Below are 15,217 nucleotides of genomic sequence, written 5' to 3'. Positions count from 1 at the left end.
GTGAGCAGGTGGAGTTCAACATGGCCATGATCGCCTTTGAGCATGTGGGCAAGCGATATGGTGGGCGTTTCGAGGCGCTGGCCGATCTCAACTTCACCATCGAGCGAGGTGAGATGGTTTTTCTCACCGGTCATTCCGGTGCCGGCAAGAGTTCGGTGTTGCGCCTGCTCACCTGCCTGGAGCGCCCCTCCCGGGGTAAGCTCTCGGTTGGCGGTTATGATCTGGGTCGTCTGCCGGTGTCGCAGATTCCCTACTATCGGCGCCAGATCGGTGTGGTATATCAGGATCACCAGCTGCTGTTTGATCGCACCGTTTTTGACAATGTTGCTCTACCGCTGATCATTCGTGGCGTCATGCCGGAAGATGCACGCCGTCGGGTGCGCGCTGCGCTCGACAAGATCGGTCTGCTGCATCGCGAGAATGCACTACCGATCGAACTCTCCGGCGGTGAGCAGCAGCGGGTGGGTATCGCACGGGCCGTGGTGAACAAGCCGGCTCTGCTGATGGCCGATGAGCCGACCGGTAATCTCGACCCCCAGCTCTCTGCCGATATCATGCGCCTGTTTGAAGACTTCAATCGCATCGGGACCACGGTGCTGATTGCCAGCCATGATCTGGCTCTGATTGCCCGACTGCGCCATCGGGTTCTGCGCTTGCGCGAAGGACGGCTGATCGGTGACGAGGAGGCGGCATGAATCTGCCATCGCGTCGGGGCGCACGTCGTCATGGTCATCGGATGGGCATTGATAGCCGCTCGCGAGCGTGGCGTCGCCACCATGCACAGATGGCGGTCGATAGTGCCCGGCGCTTGCGCGAGCGCCCGCTGGCCAGCCTGATGACGATGCTGGCCATCGCCGTGGCGCTGATGCTGCCCGCCATCCTGTGGTTGTTGTTGAGCAGCGCCTCGCTGCTGGATCGCAACCTCGATGACAGCGCCCAGATGACGCTGTATCTTGCGCCGCAGCTCACCGAGTCGCAGGCGATGGATATTTCCGATCAGGTCGGCAGCATGGATGGGGTGATCTCCACCCGATTGATCACCGCAGCAGCCGGATTGCAGGAGTTTCAGCAACGTCTGGGCAGTGGGGATATCCTTTCCCTGCTTGATGACAATCCGCTGCCGGCCACTATCGTGGTCCAGCCGAATTCCCGCGACCCACAGCAGGTACAGGCGCTGGCGGATCGATTGAGCCAGCTCAGGGGGGTCGATAGTGCCCGCCTGGATATGGCCTGGCTGGAAAGACTGCGTCAGCTTGCAGAACTGGGGCAGCGACTGGTTATCGCGCTGGGCGTGCTGTTTGCCTGTGGTGTGCTGCTGGTCGTGGGCAACACGGTGCGCCTGGCCGTGGAGAGCCGGCGCCGGGAGATTGAGGTGGTGACTCTGGTAGGAGCCACTCATGCCTTCGTTCGCAGGCCCTTTCTCTATAGCGGTGCCTGGTATGGCCTGGGCGGTGGTTTCATGGCGCTGGTGCTTCTGCTCATTGGCCGGCACTGGCTGTCAGCGCCGATCAATGCGCTCGCCCAAAGCTTTGGCACCCACTATACCCTGCCGGCCCTGGGATTCGGTGGCTCAATGTTTTTGCTATCATGTGGTACCCTGCTAGGCTTGATAGGGGCATGGTTGGCAGTAGATCGACATCTGGCGGGGATTCGGCCGCGCTGATACGATCAACCGGGTACTCGACCGATTTGTCAGTGTCATGTGAAGACCGCTACCGGAACCGAATACAACGGTAGTGGTCCAAATATATAGAGTGGTTCAGGGTCGAGTCTCAAGGAAACAACACAGGGTATCTATGACCACCAGCACCAGTCTTCAGCCTATTGGTCATCTTTCGCCGGGGCATGACCTCAACGGCTATATTCAGGCGATCAATGGCATTCCCGTGCTCTCCGCCGAGGAGGAGCACGAGCTGGCCGTGAAGCTGCATGATCACGGCGATCTGGAAGCAGCGCGACAGCTGGTCATGTCGCATCTGCGCTTCGTGGTGCATATCGCGCGAAGCTATTCGGGCTACGGTCTGCCGCAGGCGGATCTGATTCAGGAAGGCAACGTCGGTCTGATGAAGGCCGTCAAGCGGTTCGATCCGGCACAGAACGTGCGTCTGGTATCGTTTGCCGTACACTGGATCAAGGCCGAGATTCATGAATTCGTGCTGCGCAACTGGCGTATCGTCAAGGTGGCGACCACCAAGGCGCAGCGCAAGCTGTTCTTCAATCTTCGCAGCGCCAAGAAGCGGCTATCGTGGCTCAATAATGACGAGGTCGAAGCCATCGCTTCCGATCTCGACGTCAAACCGTCGGTCGTTCGTGAGATGGAAAGTCGTCTCTCGGCCTACGATGCCGGTTTTGATGCCACCCCCGGCGATGACGATGAGCAAAGCTATCAATCGCCTTCGCAGTATCTCGAGGATTCGCGCTTTGATCCGGCACGCTCACTCGAGGACAGCGATTGGGAAGCCGATTCCATGCGGCGTCTGCAGGGTGGACTGATGCAGCTTGATGAGCGTTCGCGCGATATACTGCAGCGGCGCTGGCTCTCCGAGCACAAATCGACGCTGCATGAACTGGCCGATGTCTATGGTGTTTCGGCGGAGCGTATTCGCCAGCTGGAGAAGAACGCTATGAAGAAGCTCAAGCAGGCCATGGGCGAGGAAATGCACGACTTCGCCTGAGTTGTTGTCTGCGGATGTTTATAAAAGGGCCCGCTCCGAATGGAGCGGGCCCTTTTCATGCTTGCCGCTCATCGTTGCCTCGTCTTAGCTGGTCGATGATGAAACCGACTGACCGGTGAGCAGATGACGCGCCAGCAACTGCCATTGATCTTCCCAGTGCTCGGTGGGGTGGCGCTGATAATCGCTGCGCACATACTGGGTAATGCGCCCTTCGACAGTCGCCATCAGCAGATTGGCAGTCGCCGTAATGGTTATGACCGGCTGAAACTCCTGGCGTGCCTGGGCTTCACGCAATACCTGCTTGAGCTGGGTTTCCAGACGATCAAACAGCTGGGCCACACGGGCTCGCAACCGGGCGTTTTCGCCATTCAGGGCATCGCCGGTCATCAGGCGACATAGCCCGGGGTTCTTTTCGGCAAAGCCCAGCAACAGGGCAAGCACCAGTCGACAACGCGTTTGGGAATCGCTTTCTTCTTCCAGAATGCGCTGGACCCGTTCGAACAGTGACTGCTCGATAAACTCGATCAGTGCTTCGAACATCTTGGCCTTGCTGGGAAAATGGCGATAGAGCGCGGCTTCCGAAACACCGACCTGACGGGCCAGCGCTGCCGTGGTGATACGACGGCCACGGTCCTCCTCGAGCATATGCGCCAGCGCCTGCAGGATCTGATCGCGGCGCTTCGGGCGTGGGTTGGCCTGCGTCATGATGGAACATTCTTCTCCGGTTGGCGTTGAGCGAAGCCCAGCCGTTTATTGTCGGGTATCCGTTGCCGCCAGTCAGCCGTTTATCCGGCGTCGGCGTTGTCCGACCGATCAGTCTCTCGCGTGGGTACTTCCCGGGTGTCGGTAATCAGGGTACCAACTCCGGCGTTGGTAAAGATTTCCAGCAGGGTGGCGTGCGGGACCCGCCCATCGACGATATGGGCGCTGGCCACGCCGTGCTTGACCGCTTCCAGAGCGCAACGGATCTTGGGCAGCATGCCGCCGTGAATGACCCCGAGATCGATCAGACGGTCGACTTCGGCCGTTGATAGACCGGTGACGATCTCGCCATGCTCGTTCATCAGTCCGGCCACATTGGTCAACAGCATCAGCTTTTCGGCATTCAGTGCTTCGGCGACGCGTCCGGCGACCAGATCGGCATTGATGTTATAGGCATTGCCTGCCTCGTCAACGCCGATCGGAGCAATGACCGGGATATAATGGGCGCTTGTGAGCATCTCGATCAGATCGGTGGAGACATGTTCGACCTCGCCTACATGACCAATGTCGATAATCTCGGGGGCAGTCATTTCCGGCGTCTGGCGGGTGACCTTCAACTGCCGGGCACGGATCTGGGCATTATCCTTGCCGGTCAGGCCGATGGCCTGACCACCGGCACGATTGATCAGGTTGACGATGCTCTTGTTGACCAAGCCGCCAAGTACCATCTCGACCACATCCATGGTCTGGGCATCAGTGACACGCATGCCATCAACGAAGCGCGACTCGATCGACAGGCGCTCAAGCAGTTCGCCGATCTGCGGGCCACCACCATGCACCACAATCGGATTGAGCCCGACTTCCTTGAGTAGCACGATATCGCGTGCAAAGGAGTCGATCAGGGTATCCTCGGTCATGGCGTTACCGCCGTACTTGACCACTACGGTCTTGCCCGAGAAGCGCTGAATATAGGGCAGTGCCTCGGAAAGAATTTCCACGACCTGGCGGGGATCGCGTTCGGACTGGGTCATCGAACTCGGGTCCTTGTCATGCAACGGGGCGTTGTGGGACGCCCCGCACGGCATAGTGTGTCAGTACCGGAGGCCTCTCGGAGAGAGACCGGTACTCGGTTCAGAAGTCGGGCTCGATCTCGGGAGCGGCCGACCTGAGCGCTTCGCGGAAACGATCCCGGACGCGGTCGAGCGCTTCCGGCGTTCTACCTTCGAAGCGAAACACCAGCATGGGAGTGGTGTTGGAAGCACGGCACAATCCCCAGCAATCGGGGTAGTCGACGCGGATGCCATCAAGCGTGGTTTTGGTGGCGTGGTTACCGAAATCGGTATCGCGTGCCAGTCTTTTGACGATATCGAACTTGTTGTCATCCGTCACCCGAACATTGATCTCGGCTGTGCCGTGATCCTGTGGAAACCGCGCAAAGTAGTCATCTGCACTACCGGTCTCTCTGGAGAGGATTTCCAGCAGTCGAGCAGCGGCGTAAAGGCCGTCATCGAAGCCGTACCAGCGTTCGCCGAAGAAGATGTGACCACTCATCTCGCCGGCAAGCTGGGCGCCGGTCTCCTTCATGCGCGCCTTGATCAGCGAGTGCCCGGTGCGCCACATCTCCGGTGTGCCGCCGCGTGATTCGATAATATCGATCAGGTTTCCGGTGCACTTGATATCGAAAATGATGCGAGCACCGGGCTGACGCTTGAGCAGATCATCGGCGAAGGCCATCAGCAGGCGATCGGGATAGATGATTTCGCCGGCCGGCGTTACCACGCCGACGCGGTCACCGTCACCATCAAAGGCCAGCCCGATATCGGCGCCGGTCTCGCGCACTTTAGCGATCAGGTCCGTGAGATTTTCGAACTTCCCGGGGTCGGGGTGGTGGTTGGGAAAGCGACCATCGATGTCGTCAAACAGCGGGATGGTGTCCACGCCCAGTTTTCGGATCAGTTCCGGTCCCAGCTCACCGGTGACACCATTACCGCAGTCGACTACCGCCTTGAGTGAGCGGTCGAGCTGAACATCACCGAGAATACGCTCGAGATAGGTTGGGCGAATGTCATGTGCCCGATAATCACCGTGGCCCTCGGCCAGGTCGTCATCCCGGATACGGTGATACAGATCGGAGATCGCTTCGTTGGCGAGTGTCACGCCGCCCAATACGATCTTGAAGCCATTGTAGTTCGGCGGGTTGTGACTGCCGGTGACAGCAATCCCGGAATGAGTGTCGGGCAGCGTTGCGGCGGCAAAATAGACGACCGGCGTGGGGACCATGCCAAGGTCGATGATATTGCAGCCGGCGGCGCGTACGCCTTCGATCAGGGCTGTTGCCAGGTGCGGGCCGGAAAGTCGTCCATCCCGACCCACCGCAATACTGGATTCGCCGCTTGCCAGTGCGGCACTGCCGACTGCCTGGCCGATCAGGCGTACACTTTGCTCGGTAAGCTGCTCATCGACCACGCCGCGAATGTCATAGGCTCGAAAGATCGAGGCAGGTACCCGCTTTTGGGCAGAACTGTTCAATGAACTCATGCTGGCATCCCTGTCGTGGTCATCGGGTCGCCTGACCCGGTTTGGTTGCAGGCAGATCAGTGGCGGCCGGAATGGCCGAAGCCACCGCTGCCGCGTGGTTCGTGTTCGATGTCGGGGTCATCGGCGGTACTGAAATCCTCCACGATGTCCAGTTCAGCCTGCATGACCGGCACGAGGACATACTGGGCGATGCGCTCGTATGGATCGAGCGTGACGGTGTCCCGACCACGGTTCCAGACCGAAATCATCAGTTCACCCTGATAGTCGGCATCGATCAGCCCAACCAGATTGCCCAGCACGATACCGTGTTTATGTCCCAGCCCTGATCGCGGCAGAATCAGTCCGGCATAAGCACGATCACGAATATGTACGGCCAGACCGGTGCGAACCAGCTCACAATCGCCCGGCGCAAGAGGCAGCGGCTCATCGAGCAGGGCCCGCAGATCCATGCCGGCGCTACCGCTGGTGGCGTAATGTGGCAGCGGATACTCGCGTACTCGCTCATCAAGGATTTTTACTTCCAGTCGTGGACCGGGCATGCATGCTCCAGTATTCGAGAATTTCCTGAATGGTTTGGCCGTTGGGCTAGCGCGGCTGGTGCGCTCGATAGCGGTCATGCGCGTAACGCAGCAGTGCTTCGGCAAGCGCACGCTTGTGGCAGGTGGGCAACACATGGCTGACCAGTTCGGCACCCTCGCCATGATGATAGAGCGTCAGGGCGTTTTCCTCGGCGCCAAAGCCAAGCCCCGGAGCGGTCACATCATTGGCCGCAATCATGTCGAGCCCCTTGCGACGCAGCTTGTCGCCGGCATATTGCGCCAGCTCCCGGGTTTCTGCTGCAAAGCCGATGGTCCAGGGCGGCGTCGGGCGAGCAGCGACGGCGGCGATGATATCGGGGTTCTCGATCAGATGCAGCGTCATGGCGCCATGATCCGATTGTTTTTTGAGCTTGTGTTCGCTGATCTGCGCAAGGCGATAGTCAGCCACAGCCGCGCAGCCAATGAACCAGTCGCAGTGCGGTGCCGTCTGCTCGGCAGCCGCCAGCATCTCTAGAGCGCTGACCACATCAATGCGCTCGACACCTGCCGGGGTCTCCAGGGTGACCGGGCCGCTGATCAGCGTTACCCGTGCGCCCAGCGCTACAGCGGCTTCGGCCAGTGCAAAGCCCATGCGTCCCGAGCTGTGATTGGAGAGATAGCGCACCGGATCGATGGCTTCGCGGGTCGGGCCGGCCGTAATGGCGATATGAAGGCCATGCAGCAGAGGGGTTGCCGAAGCATTCAAAGGCGCTCGAGGATCGGCGGGTGGTTCCCTGTCATCGTGCGCCGGTGGCGCATCCAGTGGTATCTCCCCAGGCCCCGGACGGGTTTGATCGATGGCCAGGGTCAGTTCGGTCACGATGGCCTCGGGCTCGAGCATTCGCCCGCTACCGATATCGCCACAGGCCTGGTCGCCGCTATCGGGCCCCAGGGCGCGCCACCCAAGCGTTGCCAGTCGCTGGCTGTTGGCCTGGGTCGCCGGATGGCGCCACATGGCCTGATTCATCGCTGGGGCATAATAACAATGAGCTTTGGTGGCCAGGCACAGGGTGGTCAGCAGGTCATCAGCGTGACCGTGCGCCAGGCGTGCCATGATATCGGCCGTGGCTGGCGCAATCAGGATATCTTCCGCCCACCTGGCCAGCTCGATATGACCCATGCCAGCTTCGGCGGCAGGGTCAAGCAATGAGGTACGCACCGGCTCCCCGGTCAGTGCCTGAAGGGTCAGAGGCGTAATGAATGCCTGAGCGCCTTCTGTCATGACGACACGCACCTCGGCCCCGGCCTTTTTCAAAAGGCGGGCGAGAACAGCGGATTTATAGGCAGCAATACCCGCGGTGATGCCCAGCAGGATGCGCCGACCAACGAGTCGCGACATGGGAAGGCTCCGACAGTCATCAGCGGACTACCTTACCATTCGGCCGGGGGAATTGCGTAGCGCCGCCGGAGCGGCGCCGATACGGGTTACGTTTCCAGCCGGTAGTGCTTTTCAACGGCCAGGGTGTCATCAAGTTCGTAGACCAGCGGCACCCCTGTTGGCAGCTCCAGTCCCGGAATATCCTCATCGCTGATGCCATCAAGATACTTGATCAGAGCCCGCAAACTGTTGCCGTGCGCGGCGATCAGGACGGTACGCCCGGCACGCAGATCCGGGGCGATATGATCCTGCCAGAAGGGCATCACCCGCTCGAGAGTGAGCTTGAGGTTTTCGCCGGCGGGCAGCAGCCTGGGATCGAGGTCGCGATAGCGCGGGTCGAAGCGTGGGTGCTGTTCATCGTTCTCTTCGAGTAGCGGTGGGAGCACATCATAGCTGCGGCGCCAGCGATGGACCTGATCCTCGCCGTATTTCTCTGCCGTGGCCTGCTTATCGAGTCCCTGCAGGGCACCGTAGTGACGCTCGTTGAGCCGCCACGACTTGATTTCGTCGACCCACTCCTGTTCGAGTTCGCCAAGTGCATGATGCAATGTATGGATGGCGCGCTTGAGTACAGAGGTGTAGGCGATATCAAAGCGGTAGCCGGCATGGCGCAAATGGCGCCCGGCGTTACGGGCCTCCTCGATACCCTGCTCGGAGAGCGGAACATCGACCCAGCCGGTAAACAGGTTTTTGGCATTCCATTCACTCTGACCGTGTCTCACCATGACCAGATGGGGCATGGGTCCTCCTGAAATGGCAGATGAAGGTGAAAACGCCGTCCGACTCCGAACGGCGCCCCGTGGTGCTCAGTCAATACGAATGACCACCTTGCCCAGGTGGCGCTGGCTTTCGAGATGCTCGAAAGCCGTCTGCGCTTCGTCGAAAGCGAAGGTGCGATCAATCACCGGCTCGATGTGGTGCAACTCGATGGTCCGGTTCATGGCTTCGAACATCTCCCTTGAGCCCACATAGATGCCGCGTAGAGTGACGCTTTTGCGCATGATCAGGCTGGGATCGATTTCGCCGCCGGTGAGTACGCCGATCAGATTGACCGTGCCACCGACCCGGCTTGACGCCAGCGAGCGGGGCAGGGTGCCGGCACCGCCGACTTCCACCACATGATCAACACCACGATTATTGGTCAACCGCTGCACTTCCTCCTGCCACTCGGGGTGCTGGCGGTAGTTGATGGTGTCATTGGCGCCCAGTTCGCGAGCGCGCTTGAGTTTGTCATCGCTCGAGGAAGTCTGAATGACGCGTGCACCGGCTGCGCGTGCCAGCTGAAGGGCGAAGATCGAAACACCGCCGGTCCCCAGCAGCAAGACGCTGTCGCCGCTCTTCAACGGGCGCTGACCGGCATAGAGCGCGTTCCATGCAGTAACGGCGGCGCAGGGCAGGGTAGCGCCCTGCTCGAACGAGAAGTGCTCGGGTAGACGCACCAGGCCGTGAGCATCGAAGACTCGGTATTCGGTGAGCGCCCCATCGATGGCGCCGCCCATCGCCGAGGCACTGTAGCGTGCATCGACCTCGCCACCCAGCCAGTCCTGCATGAACAGACCGGCTACCCGATCACCCACCTGCCAGTCACTGACCTCCTCGCCGAGCTCGACCACTTCGCCGGCACCATCGGAGAGCGGTACTCGGTTGGCGGCAACACCGCCGCGCGCATAGCGCCCCTGCACGATCATCAGATCGCGGTAATTCAGCGAGGTCGCCTTCATCCTGACCAGCACCTGACCGCGTCCGGGTTGCGGTGTGGCGCACTCATCGAGTGTCAGATCACTGATGGCACCGGTTTTCGGCAGGATATAACGCTTCATGAAACCCTCCTTGTCTGGCATGACGGCCCAGGGCCGCTGGTGATGATTCATAGCGTAGCTGATACACCCGGGCAGGCGCGCGCCTCAAGCCCGTGCGTATCTCGTCGTTATATTCGGATAATACGATGAAATGGAATGACCATGGGGATCAACCACTGGCCGGAAGGCGAGCGTCCGCGCGAAAAACTGATGAGCCTCGGGCCGCAGGTGCTCTCCGATGCCGAGCTACTGGCCATCTTCCTTCGGGTCGGTGTGCGCGGTCGTTCGGCGGTCGATCTGGCACGCGATCTACTGGGTGAATTTGGTGGACTGCGTCAGCTGTTGAGCGCAGACCAGGCACGTTTCTGTCAGGCGCATGGACTGGGACAGGCCAAGTATGTGCAGTTGCAAGCAGCACTGGAGTTGTCGCGCCGTCATCTGGAAACCCTGCTCGAGCGTGGCGAGGCACTGACCTCACCAGTGATTGTCCGGCGCTTTCTCTCTGCGCACCTGCGAGATCTCGAGCATGAAGTGTTCGCCGCACTGTTCCTTGATACCCGTCACCGGGTATTGCGCTTCGAACGGTTGTTTACCGGCACACTCGATGCAGCTTCGGTTTACCCCCGCGAGGTGGCGCGACGCGCGCTGACACTGAATGCCGGGGCAGTGATCTTTGCCCATAATCATCCTTCGGGCATGGCTGAACCCAGCGATGCCGACCGGCGCATCACCGAACGTTTGTGCCAGGCGCTGGGGTTGTTCGATATTCGGGTGCTGGATCATTTCGTGATTGGTGACGGCGTGGTCATCTCGATGGCAGAGCGGGGTTGGTTGTGACCCAGGGCCAGGGTCGCTTTTGTATCGACCATGCCTTGCCTGAAAAGGGGCTCTCTGGTATAAAGTACGGCCTTTGAGTTCCCGCGGGCCATGAACAGGGGCAGCCAGGCGGATGCCTGCCACGCTTACCGGTTTGCCCGAGATCATCCCGACACTTTCTACTGCGTCCCGGCATCCGGGGCTCACGGCTGGAGGCTTCCATGTCACAGGTCTGTCAGGTTACCGGCAAGCGTCCGATGACCGGTAACAACGTTTCTCACTCCCAGCGCAAAACGCGGCGTCGTTTTGAGCCCAACCTGCACACCCATCGCTTCTGGGTCGAGTCCGAGAAGCGCTTTGTGCGTCTGCAGGTGTCCACCAAGGGGCTGCGCATCATCGACAAGAAGGGTATCGAAGCCGTTCTTGCCGACCTCAAGAAACGCGATATCCGCGTCTGACGCCGCCATGTTCACGGCCTGCGCCATGAGAGGCGCGGGCATACTGTTTACGGGAGAGCATACCCATGCGCGACAAGATCAAGATGGTGTCCAGCGCCGGCACTGGTCACTTCTACACTACCAAGAAGAACAAGCGTAATACGCCCGACAAGCTTGAATTCAAAAAATACGATCCGGTGGTTCGCAAGCACGTGGTTTATCGCGAAGCCAAGATCAAGTAACACCGCTGTCTCTGACAGAGCGTGTGTTAAGGAAACCCGGCCGTTGCCGGGTTTCCTGCGTCTGGGGTATTCCCGCCGGAAGTGTGGACAACGGTCAGGATAGCCATGCCCGAATTACCCGAAGTGGAAACCACCCGTCGTGGCATCATGTCGGCGGTCGAACACCAGATGATCAATGAGGTCATCGTGCGTCAGCCGCAGCTGCGTACCCGTATTCCCGACGATCTCGCCGAAAGACTGGTGGGCGAACGGGTCGGCCCCATTGAACGCCGAGCGAAATATCTGTTGCTGCCGGTAGCTGGCGGCCATCTGCTCTGGCATCTGGGTATGTCGGGCAGTCTGCGTCTGGTGCCAATTGGGACGCCTCCGCAAAAACACGACCATGTCGATCTGGTCATGGGGTCGGATACTGTGCTGCGCTATCACGATCCGCGCCGCTTTGGGGTGCTCGATTTTATTACCGGTGATCCGTATCAGGATCGCCGTCTGGTGCGGCTGGGCCCCGAGCCGCTGTCGACCGGCTTTGATGGGGCTCATCTGTTTCGTGCTTCGCGGCGACGGCGTGTGGCGGTCAAGTCACTGATCATGGACAACGCTGTAGTGGTCGGTGTGGGAAATATCTATGCGGCCGAGTCCCTGTTTCTGGCCGGTATCGATCCGCGACGGGAAGCCGGACGCATCAGTCAAAAGCGTTACAGTCGCCTCGGCGAAGCGATCAAGCAGGTATTGACCGCGGCCATTACTCAGGGCGGGACTACCCTGCGTGACTTTGTCAGTGGCAGTGGCAGCCCGGGCTATTTTGCCCAGCAGCTCAATGTCTATGGCCGTAGCGGTTTACCCTGTCGCGTCTGTGGGGCCGAGTTACTCTCCCTGACTCTTGGGCAGCGGGCCAGTGTCTACTGCCCGGTTTGCCAGACCTGACAAACGGCAACATCACGCCAGTCCGGTCGATCCCTGCAGACCCATCGGCCCGGGCGGCCTGCGCTGATATCATGTCCCGATTCACTGACAGCTTTCGGATTTCATCGTGACCCTACGCCTGCGCCTCAAGAAAAACGCTGACCGTCGACTCAAGGCTGGCCATCTCTGGCTGTACTCCAACGAGATCGATACCGAGACTACGCCACTCAAGGGTTTCGAGCCGGGCGCTCAGGCCATTGTCGAGGCAGCCAACGGCAAACCGATGGGGGTGGCTTACGTCAACCCGCATTCGCTGATCTGTGCCCGCATCGTATCGCGCGATCCTGATATCCGGCTCGATCGCTCACTGCTGGTCCATCGCCTCAATCAGGCGCTGGGACTACGTCAACGGCTGTTTCAGCAGCCCTTTTATCGTCTGGTGCACGGGGAGGGAGATCTGTTGCCCGGGCTGGTGGTGGATCGGTTCGGCGATGTGCTGGTCGTGCAGCTCAACACCCTGGGGATGGATCGGATGCGTGATGACGTCATTGATGCCCTCAACAAGGTGATCGAACCACGTGTGATCGTGCTGCGTGGTGACAGTGCCGGCCGCCGGCTGGAGCAGTTGGCACCCGATGTTGAGGTGGTACAGGGAACACTCGATGGACCGGTGGCGCTTGAGGAGAATGGCGTTCACTTTCTGGCACCGGTTCTGGAAGGCCAGAAAACCGGCTGGTTTTTCGATCATCGCGTTAACCGCAGCTGGCTCAATCCGCTGGTCGAAGGTAAACGGGTACTCGATGTTTTCAGCTATCTCGGTGGTTGGGGCGTCCAGGCTGCGGCACACGGCGCCGAGTCGGTGACCTGTATTGACAGCTCTGCCCCGGCACTGGAAGCGGTCAGCGAGAATGCCGCGCTCAATGGTGTTGGTGACCGGGTGACCACCCGCGAAGGTGATGCCTTCGAATTGCTGGCGGCGCTCAAGGCTGAAGGTGAGCAATTTGATGTAGTGGTGCTCGATCCGCCGGCCTTTATCCGCAAGCGCAAGGATATTCCCAACGGTGAGCGCGCCTATGCGCGACTCAATCGTGAAGCGATTCGCCTGCTGGGGCGTGATGGCCTGCTGGTCTCTGCCTCCTGCTCGATGCATCTGGCGAACGAGCGTCTGGTGGATATTGTGCGGGGGGCGGCCCGGCATCAGGATCGTCATGCCCAGTTGATCTTCAACGGTCATCAGGGCCCGGATCATCCGATTCATCCTGCCATTCCCGAGACGGCCTATCTCAAGGCGCTGGGGGTGCGTATCTTCCGCGACTGATCCAATGGTCATGTCGATGGTTGAACATCGGCATGACCGCGGGCCTGGAGTGTTCTCATGGCTGCATTCGTGCGCCTCTTTTGCCATCCCGATTCGCTGTTGATCGGCCATCTGCACAATCTGCTGGAAAACGCCGGTATCCCTTGCGAATTGCGTAACTGGTCACTGGCCGGTGGCGCGGGTGAACTACCGCCACTGGAGTGCGAGCCCGAACTGTGGGTGGCGCCACATAACCTCGAGCGAGCCGAGGCACTGATCAGCCGCGGTTTTGAGCCCGATGGGCCTGAAATCGACTGGTGCTGTCCGCATTGTGGCGAGCGCCATGCTGGCCACTTTGACCGTTGCTGGCAGTGTGGCAGCGAGCGTCCTGCTATCTTCCAGGCCCACCTTTGAGCGTAGTGCGTGGCTTCTGTCCGGTGCTCTGACTCTGTGCGAAATCCGGGCTCAACGTCATGTCGATGGATTTGTGTGGTCATCATCCAAACGGCCTTGTGGTGATATCAACTGCCTTATTGCCCATTTTTGATAAAATCCCCTGATGGAAAGGCATTTTTCCAGACAGAATCGTTATTTTGATTGACCCGATTCGCTGATTGTCAAGCTGTGCTGTAATGCCGGCATCGCCGACAATCAAACTGCCTGCTGGAGCTCTTGCCATGAGGATTGCTGTTCCTGCCGAAATCAAGAACCACGAGTATCGCGTTGCCCTGACCCCTGCAGGCGTGCGTGAACTGGTCGAACATGGCCATGACGTTACCGTACAACGAGGGGCCGGGATCGGTACCGGTTACGAAGACGCTGCTTATGAGGGGGTCGGGGCCCGAGTCGAGAGTGACGTTGAAGCGCTCTGGGCTGGCGCCGAGCTGATCGTCAAGGTCAAGGAGCCGCAACCCGAGGAAATCGACCGGCTGACGCCCGAACATACCCTGTTTACCTATCTGCATCTGGCCGCAGATGAGCAACTGACGCGTTCGCTCATGGGGACCGGTGCCACCTGCATCGCTTACGAGACCATCACCGATGAGCGAGGCGGATTACCGCTCCTGGCGCCCATGAGCAGTGTGGCCGGTCGCATGGCAGTGCAGGCTGGAGCGCATGCGCTGGAAAAGGCCCAGGGCGGTTCGGGTGTGCTGCTGCCGGGGGTGCCCGGTGTACCGCCAGCGACCGTGACCGTGATTGGTGGTGGTGTGGTCGGTGAAAATGCTGCCCGTATGGCACTGGGGCTGGGGGCCGATGTCACCGTGCTGGATCGATCGCTGACGCGCCTGGAAGCACTTGATCATCGCTATCAGGGACGCCTGCGTACCGTCTATTCGACAGTCGATGCCGTGGAGGCAGCAGTACGTCAGTCCGATCTGGTGATCGGCGCAGTACTGATCCCCGGCGCTGCTGCCCCCAAACTGATTACCCGGCAGATGTTGTCGACCATGAAGCCAGGCAGTGTGCTGGTCGATGTGGCGATTGATCAGGGCGGGTGTTTTGAAACCAGCCACCCGACTACCCATGCCGAGCCCATCTACACCGTGGACGGCATCGTGCACTATTGTGTGGCCAATATGCCCGGCGCTGTGGCGCGTACTTCGACCCAGGCGTTGACCAGCGCGACGCTGCCCTATGTACTGAAACTGGCCGACCGGGGCTGGCGCGAAGCGCTGAAGAACGATGGCCATTTTCAGCATGGTCTCAATACGGCAGAGGGGCAGCTGACCCATCCGGCCGTAGCCGAGGCGTTTGACCTGCCCTTCGAGCCCGTTGCCCGTCTGCTGGGGGGATAAGATGGATTGCCGGTCGCTCGTGGCCGGCGTCCGCGTTAAGATGAGCGCACTTGCAGCGT

General features: G+C 60.1%; 18 protein-coding genes. 10 read left to right on the top strand and 8 right to left on the bottom strand.

Annotated elements, in window-relative coordinates:
- Nucleotides 1-26: 26 nt before the first annotated feature.
- The 3 genes from ftsE (at nucleotide 27) to rpoH (ending at nucleotide 2,675) form a co-directional block, all read left to right on the top strand.
- Complete coding sequence (gene ftsE / locus FY550_RS13255) at nucleotides 27-695, top strand: cell division ATP-binding protein FtsE (protein WP_070978399.1); 669 nt, start codon at nucleotides 27-29, stop codon at nucleotides 693-695.
- Nucleotides 692-1,663, top strand: coding sequence for a permease-like cell division protein FtsX (ftsX, locus tag FY550_RS13250; protein ID WP_070978353.1), 972 nt, complete (start codon nucleotides 692-694; stop codon nucleotides 1,661-1,663). The genes ftsE and ftsX overlap by 4 nt, the downstream gene beginning before the upstream one ends.
- Nucleotides 1,664-1,796: 133 nt before the next feature.
- Nucleotides 1,797-2,675, top strand: coding sequence for an RNA polymerase sigma factor RpoH (gene rpoH, locus FY550_RS13245; protein WP_070978355.1), 879 nt, complete (start codon nucleotides 1,797-1,799; stop codon nucleotides 2,673-2,675).
- An 84-nt stretch (nucleotides 2,676-2,759) separates the two neighbouring features.
- On the opposite strand, the gene slmA is transcribed toward rpoH, so the two are convergent.
- The 7 genes from slmA to FY550_RS13210 all read right to left on the bottom strand — a co-directional run bounded on the left by slmA (nucleotide 2,760) and on the right by FY550_RS13210 (nucleotide 9,691).
- Entirely contained in the window at nucleotides 2,760-3,380 is a 621-nt protein-coding gene (gene slmA / locus FY550_RS13240; RefSeq protein ID WP_070978357.1) for a nucleoid occlusion factor SlmA, read from the bottom strand.
- A gap of 80 nt (nucleotides 3,381-3,460) precedes the next feature.
- Nucleotides 3,461-4,408, bottom strand: a complete 948-nt coding sequence (gene argB, locus FY550_RS13235; protein WP_070978360.1) for an acetylglutamate kinase — start codon at nucleotides 4,406-4,408, stop codon at nucleotides 3,461-3,463.
- Nucleotides 4,409-4,508: 100 nt separating this feature from the next.
- Nucleotides 4,509-5,915: a phosphomannomutase/phosphoglucomutase gene (locus FY550_RS13230; protein ID WP_070978362.1), complete on the bottom strand. Its 1,407-nt coding sequence runs from the start codon at nucleotides 5,913-5,915 to the stop codon at nucleotides 4,509-4,511.
- A gap of 56 nt (nucleotides 5,916-5,971) precedes the next feature.
- On the bottom strand, nucleotides 5,972-6,454 hold the full coding sequence (gene dut / locus FY550_RS13225) for a dUTP diphosphatase (RefSeq protein WP_070978365.1): 483 nt from the start codon (nucleotides 6,452-6,454) through the stop codon (nucleotides 5,972-5,974).
- Between the two features lie 46 nt (nucleotides 6,455-6,500).
- Nucleotides 6,501-7,832 (bottom strand): bifunctional phosphopantothenoylcysteine decarboxylase/phosphopantothenate synthase, encoded by a 1,332-nt coding sequence (locus FY550_RS13220; RefSeq protein WP_070978367.1) that lies wholly within the window; start codon nucleotides 7,830-7,832, stop codon nucleotides 6,501-6,503.
- A gap of 86 nt (nucleotides 7,833-7,918) precedes the next feature.
- Nucleotides 7,919-8,611, bottom strand: coding sequence for a 2,3-diphosphoglycerate-dependent phosphoglycerate mutase (gpmA, locus tag FY550_RS13215; RefSeq protein ID WP_070978369.1), 693 nt, complete (start codon nucleotides 8,609-8,611; stop codon nucleotides 7,919-7,921).
- 66 nt (nucleotides 8,612-8,677) lie between these two features.
- Entirely contained in the window at nucleotides 8,678-9,691 is a 1,014-nt protein-coding gene (locus tag FY550_RS13210) for a zinc-dependent alcohol dehydrogenase family protein (RefSeq protein ID WP_070978372.1), read from the bottom strand.
- A gap of 141 nt (nucleotides 9,692-9,832) precedes the next feature.
- Here FY550_RS13210 and radC point away from each other — a divergent pair, with 141 nt between their 5' ends.
- From radC to FY550_RS13180, 6 genes are all read left to right on the top strand, one after another.
- Nucleotides 9,833-10,507 carry a RadC family protein gene (gene radC, locus FY550_RS13205; RefSeq protein WP_070978402.1) on the top strand — a complete coding sequence of 225 codons (675 nt, stop codon included), beginning with the start codon at nucleotides 9,833-9,835 and terminating at the stop codon, nucleotides 10,505-10,507.
- A gap of 200 nt (nucleotides 10,508-10,707) precedes the next feature.
- Nucleotides 10,708-10,944, top strand: coding sequence for a 50S ribosomal protein L28 (gene rpmB, locus FY550_RS13200; protein WP_070978374.1), 237 nt, complete (start codon nucleotides 10,708-10,710; stop codon nucleotides 10,942-10,944).
- A gap of 65 nt (nucleotides 10,945-11,009) precedes the next feature.
- A complete protein-coding gene (rpmG, locus tag FY550_RS13195) occupies nucleotides 11,010-11,165 on the top strand; it encodes a 50S ribosomal protein L33 (protein WP_070978379.1) in 156 nt (51 codons plus the stop codon).
- Nucleotides 11,166-11,270: 105 nt separating this feature from the next.
- The gene (gene mutM / locus FY550_RS13190; RefSeq protein WP_070978382.1) at nucleotides 11,271-12,086 is read left to right on the top strand and encodes a bifunctional DNA-formamidopyrimidine glycosylase/DNA-(apurinic or apyrimidinic site) lyase; all 816 of its coding nucleotides are present in this window, start codon (nucleotides 11,271-11,273) and stop codon (nucleotides 12,084-12,086) included.
- A 106-nt stretch (nucleotides 12,087-12,192) separates the two neighbouring features.
- Nucleotides 12,193-13,383, top strand: a complete 1,191-nt coding sequence (locus tag FY550_RS13185; protein WP_070978383.1) for a class I SAM-dependent rRNA methyltransferase — start codon at nucleotides 12,193-12,195, stop codon at nucleotides 13,381-13,383.
- A 57-nt stretch (nucleotides 13,384-13,440) separates the two neighbouring features.
- Nucleotides 13,441-13,776: a putative signal transducing protein gene (locus FY550_RS13180; protein WP_070978384.1), complete on the top strand. Its 336-nt coding sequence runs from the start codon at nucleotides 13,441-13,443 to the stop codon at nucleotides 13,774-13,776.
- Nucleotides 13,777-13,858: 82 nt separating this feature from the next.
- On the opposite strand, the gene FY550_RS13175 is transcribed toward FY550_RS13180, so the two are convergent.
- Nucleotides 13,859-14,041, bottom strand: a complete 183-nt coding sequence (locus FY550_RS13175; RefSeq protein ID WP_070978385.1) for a hypothetical protein — start codon at nucleotides 14,039-14,041, stop codon at nucleotides 13,859-13,861.
- On the opposite strand from FY550_RS13175, the gene ald reads away from it, so the two are divergent.
- Nucleotides 14,040-15,158 (top strand): alanine dehydrogenase, encoded by a 1,119-nt coding sequence (gene ald, locus FY550_RS13170; protein WP_070978386.1) that lies wholly within the window; start codon nucleotides 14,040-14,042, stop codon nucleotides 15,156-15,158. The two genes, FY550_RS13175 and ald, sit on opposite strands and share 2 nt — an antisense overlap.
- The last annotated feature ends 59 nt before the right edge of the window (nucleotides 15,159-15,217 follow it).

The sequence above is a fragment of the Kushneria phosphatilytica genome (genome assembly GCF_008247605.1).
Lineage (GTDB): Bacteria > Pseudomonadota > Gammaproteobacteria > Pseudomonadales > Halomonadaceae > Kushneria > Kushneria phosphatilytica.
The sequence above is the reverse complement of the archived record's forward strand: the minus strand, read 5'-3'. Positions and strand labels throughout refer to the sequence as shown.